Annotated in this window: 8 protein-coding genes and 2 tRNA genes; 7 read left to right on the forward strand and 3 right to left on the reverse strand. The window is 38.6% G+C overall.

Going from position 1 to position 7,349, the window contains the following annotated elements; genetic code table 11:
* Nucleotides 1-617 precede the first annotated feature (617 nt).
* The 4 genes from A5N85_RS12480 (at nt 618) to A5N85_RS12490 (ending at nt 2,681) form a co-directional block, all read left to right on the forward strand.
* Nucleotides 618-691: transfer RNA gene (locus A5N85_RS12480), tRNA-OTHER, on the forward strand.
* A 29-nt stretch (nt 692-720) separates the two neighbouring features.
* Nucleotides 721-793: transfer RNA gene (locus A5N85_RS12485), tRNA-Asp, on the forward strand.
* On the forward strand, nt 788-946 hold the full coding sequence (locus A5N85_RS15785; RefSeq protein WP_211268210.1) for a hypothetical protein: 159 nt from the start codon (nt 788-790) through the stop codon (nt 944-946). Before A5N85_RS12485 ends, A5N85_RS15785 begins: the two co-directional genes overlap by 6 nt.
* 106 nt (nt 947-1,052) lie before the next feature.
* The gene (locus A5N85_RS12490) at nt 1,053-2,681 is read left to right on the forward strand and encodes a slipin family protein (protein WP_115306038.1); all 1,629 of its coding nucleotides are present in this window, start codon (nt 1,053-1,055) and stop codon (nt 2,679-2,681) included.
* A 235-nt stretch (nt 2,682-2,916) separates the two neighbouring features.
* Here A5N85_RS12490 and A5N85_RS15790 read toward each other — a convergent pair whose 3' ends face one another.
* Nucleotides 2,917-3,090 (reverse strand): hypothetical protein, encoded by a 174-nt coding sequence (locus A5N85_RS15790; RefSeq protein ID WP_172460833.1) that lies wholly within the window; start codon nt 3,088-3,090, stop codon nt 2,917-2,919.
* Nucleotides 3,091-3,565: 475 nt separating this feature from the next.
* Between A5N85_RS15790 and A5N85_RS12495 the strand changes: the two genes are divergently transcribed.
* Nucleotides 3,566-3,808 (forward strand): GlsB/YeaQ/YmgE family stress response membrane protein, encoded by a 243-nt coding sequence (locus A5N85_RS12495; RefSeq protein WP_072577503.1) that lies wholly within the window; start codon nt 3,566-3,568, stop codon nt 3,806-3,808.
* Nucleotides 3,809-3,904: 96 nt separating this feature from the next.
* On the opposite strand, the gene A5N85_RS12500 is transcribed toward A5N85_RS12495, so the two are convergent.
* The gene (locus tag A5N85_RS12500; protein WP_072577504.1) at nt 3,905-5,164 is read right to left on the reverse strand and encodes an aromatic amino acid transporter; all 1,260 of its coding nucleotides are present in this window, start codon (nt 5,162-5,164) and stop codon (nt 3,905-3,907) included.
* A 642-nt stretch (nt 5,165-5,806) separates the two neighbouring features.
* On the opposite strand from A5N85_RS12500, the gene A5N85_RS12505 reads away from it, so the two are divergent.
* Nucleotides 5,807-6,055 (forward strand): uroporphyrinogen decarboxylase, encoded by a 249-nt coding sequence (locus A5N85_RS12505; RefSeq protein ID WP_072577505.1) that lies wholly within the window; start codon nt 5,807-5,809, stop codon nt 6,053-6,055.
* 45 nt (nt 6,056-6,100) lie between these two features.
* Here the strand turns inward: A5N85_RS12505 and rbsK are convergent, their stop codons facing one another.
* Nucleotides 6,101-7,021, reverse strand: coding sequence for a ribokinase (gene rbsK / locus A5N85_RS12510; protein ID WP_072577506.1), 921 nt, complete (start codon nt 7,019-7,021; stop codon nt 6,101-6,103).
* A 203-nt stretch (nt 7,022-7,224) separates the two neighbouring features.
* Between rbsK and A5N85_RS15260 the strand changes: the two genes are divergently transcribed.
* On the forward strand, nt 7,225-7,335 hold the full coding sequence (locus tag A5N85_RS15260; protein ID WP_143143235.1) for a helix-turn-helix domain-containing protein: 111 nt from the start codon (nt 7,225-7,227) through the stop codon (nt 7,333-7,335).
* Nucleotides 7,336-7,349 lie beyond the last annotated feature (14 nt).

The raw sequence follows: 7,349 nt of genomic DNA on the forward strand, positions 1-7,349 counted from the left end.
TCTCCATGAATAAAAATGACTTTTTATCTACTGAAAGATATCCACAATATTGACTTTTTCACTTGCACACAAAAATAGTTATCTATTCGGGGATTAAGTGTGAATAAAAAATACAATATGCTGTTTTTAAATAATTTTTATATAAATGATTAAAAAATAAACAAGTTACATGAATTATTGATTTATATTCATATTTTTTATTCCCCAAAGTTATCCACAAACTATTTTTCCAAGTTTTCCCTTTTAAATGTGTATCTAGATTGGGAAAAAATGTGGATAACTTAGCTAGTAAACTATAAATAATGATAATTTGAAGAATTGTATAATTTTTACACAATTTTACTCAAACAACTTCTAAATTTCGTCTTTTACTAAGACACAGACAACCTTTCTCAGATAGGCTTAATCATATCTATTAGCAGCGTACTTTACGCATCGATAATACAAAACCATTTCATCATCAAAAACACAGAAAATAATAGAAAAATATTTAGATACTATCTAACAACAATTACTTTTTTCCCTTATAATCTTATGGTTATTCTTCAAAAAGACTGTTTCTGAAAAGCAGCTTGGTGCAGCGGTGTGCCGTCCTGTATACCGAAGAATAGCAAAAATGGCAGATTAGCTCAGTGGCAGAGCGAAGTGACACTCCCCACTTAGGTCGGTGGTTCGATTCCGCCATCTGCAGATAGGTCGGCAATTTATCGCTACCTATACAACAAACTAGCTCAATGGGTAGAGCAGAAGACTGTCCCTCTTCCGGTCGGTGGTTCGAGTCCACCGTTTGTTTCATGGTAAGAAAGCTGCGGCTTTCGAGATGGTTCGAGTCCATTATGTAAAAAACCGGCAATCTGTCGTCTTTCGCGTTGTTAGGCGGACTAAACGGCTTACGGGTCGTAAAGTTTGCGGACAAGCAGCGGGCGTCGTCCGCGCAAACGGCTGACGTAACGGCGGGCGCGCTCAGGTAAGACGGGTAAACAGGGTTTTCACGAAACCTTGTTTACCGCAAAAAGGCTGCTTTTTGCACCGTCGCCGCAGCGCAGCTCCCTGTGGCGCACACGATTTTCGCCACGACGCTTGCTGTCAGCGGCAGGCGGCAGATTGCCCTCAATACTTGGAGAAAACATGTGAAAAAAATTATCGTTGCTTTTAATGAACGTGCCATCGTCTTTATCGGTGGTCAATTTCAGCAAGTACTGTCCGCTGGACAACATTGGATTTGGCATGGCTTCAAGTCTGTCGAAATTTATAGAGAAACTTTAAAAGATTTACGCGTTCAATGGACGGGCATCACCAACCTGTTACGCTTTGACCGCAACGCTGCCGAGCACTATTGGCAAGTCATTGCATCACCTGAAAATACCGCCACCATCGTTTGGCATCCGCACATGCCTGCGCAAGTCATCAGAGCCGGTGAAGTGCGGGCTTTTTGGCGACCCGCTGCCGGCGAAAGCGCTTTATCCGTCTGGCAAATGCCGCAGGACGACTACCGCATTCCTACCGAGGCGGAACAAGTCCTACTTCAACAAACTATCAGCGAACCATTGCGCTACTACAGCGTCGATGAAGGCGAATATCTGCTCATCAGCGTATTGGGTAAACCGGAAGCCGTATTGCCGAAAGGCGAATACATACTGCTGCAACAAAAAAACCTGCTCGTTGCCAAACTCAACAGCAAAGAAATCCGCTTTGCCAACGATGCCTACGCCAAACAATGGCAGAAAAATAACCCCGAACTCTTTGCGCAATACCTTGAAACCGTCACCACCGCTGAGAATGAAATACTCTTATGGACGGACAATGGCACTCTGCAAGGATTGATTCCACCGCGGCAAACCACCTACTTCTACCGCAGTACCCGCGCGGACTATCAGCGCATCACCCTTAATGACAATCTGCAAGTGCCGGAAAACATTATCTCGCTTTTCCGTGCCACCACGCCCGATGTGCAAAACGCCGTTGCGCCGTATCTCCGCGTTATCAACGTGCCGCCGCAACATCTCGCCTTGCTCACCATCAACGAAAAAGAAACACGCATCCTATCCACCGGCATTTATCATTTCTGGCAAATCCATCATACATTGGACTACAACCTATACGATCTGCGTCTCCAACTCACCGAACTCAGCGGACAAGAACTCATTACCGAAGACAAAATCACCGTGCGCATCAACGCCACCTGCCAATGGCAAATCACCGATGCCTTAGTTTGGCGCGATACCTACCAAAACGGGGAAGACAACTTCTACCGCGAACTACAATTTGCCGTGCGCGCGGTCGTTGGCAGCAAAACTATCGACGCACTGCTTGCCGAAAAATCCCAACTCGATAACGAACTCGCCGCCATTCTGCGCAGCAAAAATCTACAAGGCATCAAAATCCACAGCGTCGGCATTAAAGACATCATCCTCCCCGGTGAAGTCCGCGACATCCTCAGCCGCGTCGTCGAAGCAGAAAAAACCGCCCAAGCCAACAACATCCGTCGCCGTGAAGAAACTGCTGCCACCCGTTCTTTATTGAATACTGCGCGCGTGATGGAAGACAATCCCACCGCCCTGCGCTTAAAAGAATTGGAAACGCTAGAAAAAGTGACCGAAAAAATCGATAAAATCTCTGTTTTTGGCGGATTAGACGGTATTTTGAATGGGTTAATTCATATTGATAAGGGAAAGAAATAAGTAACGCTCAGACATCTTGGACGAAAATATATTAAAAGCTTTGTTAGCGGTATCCTATAAAAATTTACCGCACCAACAAAGCATAATTATAATTTTTTATTTAAATATCAAATATATGAAAATAATAAGTTTTTTTTTTAATTCACGTCTTATCAAAAAAATACTGTTTAAATCTACTACCTTAAGCACCAGCTAATCTATCCAACAATATCTGTTAACATACTATTTTCTAACATTATTTAGCTTCTGCAATAATACATTGGCAATCTTTTTCGTATGCACAAGCAAATTGAAAATCGCTATTTTCAAACCAACCGTCTACCACATAAAAATTATGGACTCGGCTTCTCCAATACCCAATATCCAATATCCAATATCCATTTTTTGCCACACTTTGAGACCTTTGCAAAGCCCCTAAAAATAGGGAAATTTCAATTTTTCAAATTTTAAAAATATATTAAAATCAATATGTTAATTTTTCTACTAGTAGTAAAAATTAGTGTAAAACGGAATTTTGCAAAGGTCTCAGTATGATTGAAATCCTTATACCATATCGCATTATTGCTCAATAATTTATCTAACCTACCGTTGTCTCGCATTTTTCGTATCGGCTTCAATTTAAGCACTAATGAAAATCTAATATCTTCTCAAACCATTGATGACAAAATTATTATTATCCAATTCACTAATACTAGATACTCTCCAATCCAATCGTTGTTATTCGTACCTAATTTCGCCCTATCAAATGACTGCGTTCTCTTTTAAACATTCCATTAAGCCAACGGACAAACCGTTACAATTCTCATAATCGCTGTGTTTTTTACAAAAACCAAGCTATCATAGCCCGCTCTTTCTTCTTAACATTCAAACTTAAAGGAAAAACAATGGGTATTATTGGCTCTCTAATTATTGGCGCACTGATTGGCTGGATTGCAGGTAATTTATTTAAAGGTAGAGGATTTGGTGCTCTTGGTAATATTGTTGTTGGTTTAGTCGGTGGCGTGATTGGCAGTATTGTCTTTCGCTTAATCGGATTATCTGCCAATAATATTATCGGTGAAATAGTATGTGGTGTTGTTGGCGCGTTTATTCTACTCGCTATTATTGGTTCGATAAAAAAGAATTAACACCTTAAAAAATAAATAAGAACCTGAGAAATTCCTCAGGTTTTTTACTTAAGAAATGCTGATTATCCCATATAACTTCTGTTTAAAAATATCCTGTTAACCAGTAAATACTGGAACCCATCCCGCATCTGACAAAACCTTAGCCGCAATATTTATCACGGCAAATAAAATCACCATACCTACTAACAAATACCCAAATGGTACGCGGAAAGGCTCAATAAGTTCATCCTCATCATTTTTAGCAATCGAAGATACTGCTTGTCGGCGAGTTTTTACAATCATCATTGCAGGAATAATCAATGCCCAAATCGTCAGCGCAAGTCCCGCATAAGCAATTGCACTAACAAACCCATAAGGCTTATATAAACAAAATAGCAACGGCAATCCTAATGAAATAAACGCCGTTTTTAGCCGATCATTCAAGCTATCGCCAAAAGAAAAAACATCTGCAATAAACTCATATAAACCAAGCGCTACACCTAAAAAAGAAGTAGCAATGGCAAAATAAGAAAACATCGTTAAAAGTAAAGTGGCTGAATGCGTTTGTGTGAAAGGACTCATCGCTTTAATCAGAACAGAAGTTTGTCCATCACCTGCAATAACTGGCGCAAAATACGCTCTTGGCAATACGCCTTGAACCGCCAATTGCCAAAGCGCATATAACAATAATGCAATAAAGCTTCCTAATACTATTGCGATTGCCACTTTTTTAGAATGGTTATGTAAATACACCCGCAAAGTTGGAACATTGATATGATAGCCAAAAGACGTTAATACAACTGGTAAAGCTACCCAAATATATTGCCACTCACCCGCTTGTGTGGGAAACAACACATCATATTTTACGCTTGAAAACATCCCTGCAACCGTTAATAAAAAGCTAATCATTAAAGCAACTACAATGACAGCATTAAATCTTGCAACCCATTGATGAGATAGCCACACAACCAATCCCAATACTCCAAAGAAAATTAATTGTCCTGCCCAAAGTGGCATTGCTTGCCCACTTATCTGCTCAATACTATGGGCGGTTAAATCCCCACCAACAGAAATATAAGCATACACCAGCAAATAAAGGACAAAAGCTAACGAAAGACTATTGATAATTGCCCATTTTTGTCCAAGAACCGCTCGAACAATTGTCTGAAAATGCGCTCGCTTTGGAAAATATTGTCCGGCTTCTAAAATCATCAATCCCGTTATCATCATCATAAACCAAGTGATGATAAAGACACATAAAGATTTTCCAAACCATAATCCTGCTGTTGCTGTTGGAATTGCAAGCATCCCTGCGCCTACTGTTGTCCCGGTAACAATACCTACCCCTGCCAAAATTCGCCAAATAGATACTTGCACACTTACCTCCAAAGTATCTGTGTTAATCATTAATAAACTATTTACTGTTTATTTTATGGTAAATTCGAGAAGTCATCTGCTTTTTAAAAAGTCTTTCTAAGTTTTAAAAACTACAGCCATTTAACATGAGACCTTTGCAACACTCTGTTTTTGATAAATTTTTACTAATATAATCAAAGACTAACAAAAGAGCTACAGAAATTAGATCACTATTCCAGTAATAGTATGTGCGCTTAGTTTATTCATCTATCTTAACACTGTTATTCTAGTAACCTTTCACGATAATAGAAAATAACATTATGATTTTAATCCATTTTTATAATTCAAAAAAACGAATTTTTCCTATTTTGTAGGATTTTGTAAAAATCTAAATATAGTTAAATGATTTCAACTCACATACAAGAAGATAAACCCCAGACAGTACACTTTAATGAAATAAGGTAAATTAGTCGCGTATGTGAGTTTAAAGATGTTTGGCTATATAGCAGGGCTCACAAACAATACATACAACGTTAACTCAATATCCAATTTGAAAACAACATTCTATATCCAATTACTGTATGCGTTTTTTGAGAGTCCTGCTATATAGAAAATTTTCTGATACTCTATGCGCCCTTTATTTAACATATAAAGAGAATAAGAATGACTTTTATTGATTTTATTGGCTATATTGCTTCTGTTTTCATTGTAGGTAGCTTTTTATTACGGGATTTGCGTAAAGTGCGTATTGTCAACTTCTGTGGATGCGCTTGCTTTGTCATCTATGGTATTGGTAAAGGAATGTTATTACCGATTATCATCCCCAATGCTATTCTTGCCTGTATTCAAATCTTTTTCTTAGCACAAGATTGGAAAAAATCACAAGCCACTTCCCCTGCCTCTACAAATTAAATCTTTATAAAAAGCACAGCTAAACCCATTTGGCTATGCTTCTGCTTAACAAGATGTCAAAAACGTTTCTATTTCTTTTCGACTTGGAATAGAAGGCTGAGCACCTGCAACTTGTACTGACAATGCAGCTGTCGCTTGGGCAAAACGAATGGCTTTATCTAAGCTTTGTCTCTCTAATAAAGCAGCTGCTAATGCGCCATTAAATGTATCACCAGCTGCTGTAGTATCTTTTGCAGTTACTTGAAACGCGGGATAATGTTTTTCTGAAATAGTATTTTGATGATACACGCCATTACTACCTAAAGTAATAATCACTTCTGACACTCCTTTTTCACGCAATTTTTCTGCCGCAGATTTTGCATCAGTAATTGTTTTAACTTCTATTCCCGTCAATAAAGCAGCTTCGCTTTCATTTGGCGTAATCATCCATAAATTTTTCAATAAATCATCTGGTAACGCTTTGGCTGGTGCTGGATTAAGAATAACTTTTTTATCTACTTTATTGGCTATTTCCGCTGCTTTACAAATTCCTTCTAAAGGGGTTTCTAACTGCATCAATACCATCTCTGCCTGCATAATCGTTTGCTGATATTGACTAATGGTCTCACTATTTACACTTTCATTTGCACCAGCGACAATAACAATACTATTTTCTCCCTGCACTGACACTTGGATAGCAGCAAGCCCTGTTGGTAAATCAGGATGTATCTGAATAGTGTCTACCTGCATACCTAAAGAGGCAAAGTCTTGGCGCATCGCAATCCCCGCACTATCATTACCAACAGCACTAATAAACTGTACATTTGCTCCGCTTTTTAATGCTGCAACCGCTTGGTTAGCACCTTTTCCACCATAAACAAGCTGATAATTATCGGCACGTAACGTTTCTCCTGGACGTGGAAAATGCGCTACATTAAAAACATGATCAAGATTACTACTACCAATAACGCAGAGAGAAAGCGCCATAATTCATCCTTATTCGCAAAATTTAAAATGGATAGCGGAATAATTTTAAGATTGTGTTCAAAAAGTTCTTTTTGAGCACAATCTTAAATACCATAAAAAATTATTGACTAATTATAGTCAAATCACTTATAATCCAATCTATCCAAAGCAGATATAAAGAACGACTTATAGTAGAATTATCAAAAACAAACTGAGCATATCCTATGACCTACTGCAGCCAATTCCGACAAAAAATTCTTAACGATATTGCTAATGGAGAAACTTGGCGCGCTGTTGCAAAGCGCTACAAGATCAGCAAATTCACCGTCATATAGCTGATTAAAAATCC

The organism is Suttonella ornithocola, from assembly GCF_001889065.1.
Lineage (GTDB): Bacteria > Pseudomonadota > Gammaproteobacteria > Cardiobacteriales > Cardiobacteriaceae > Suttonella_A > Suttonella_A ornithocola.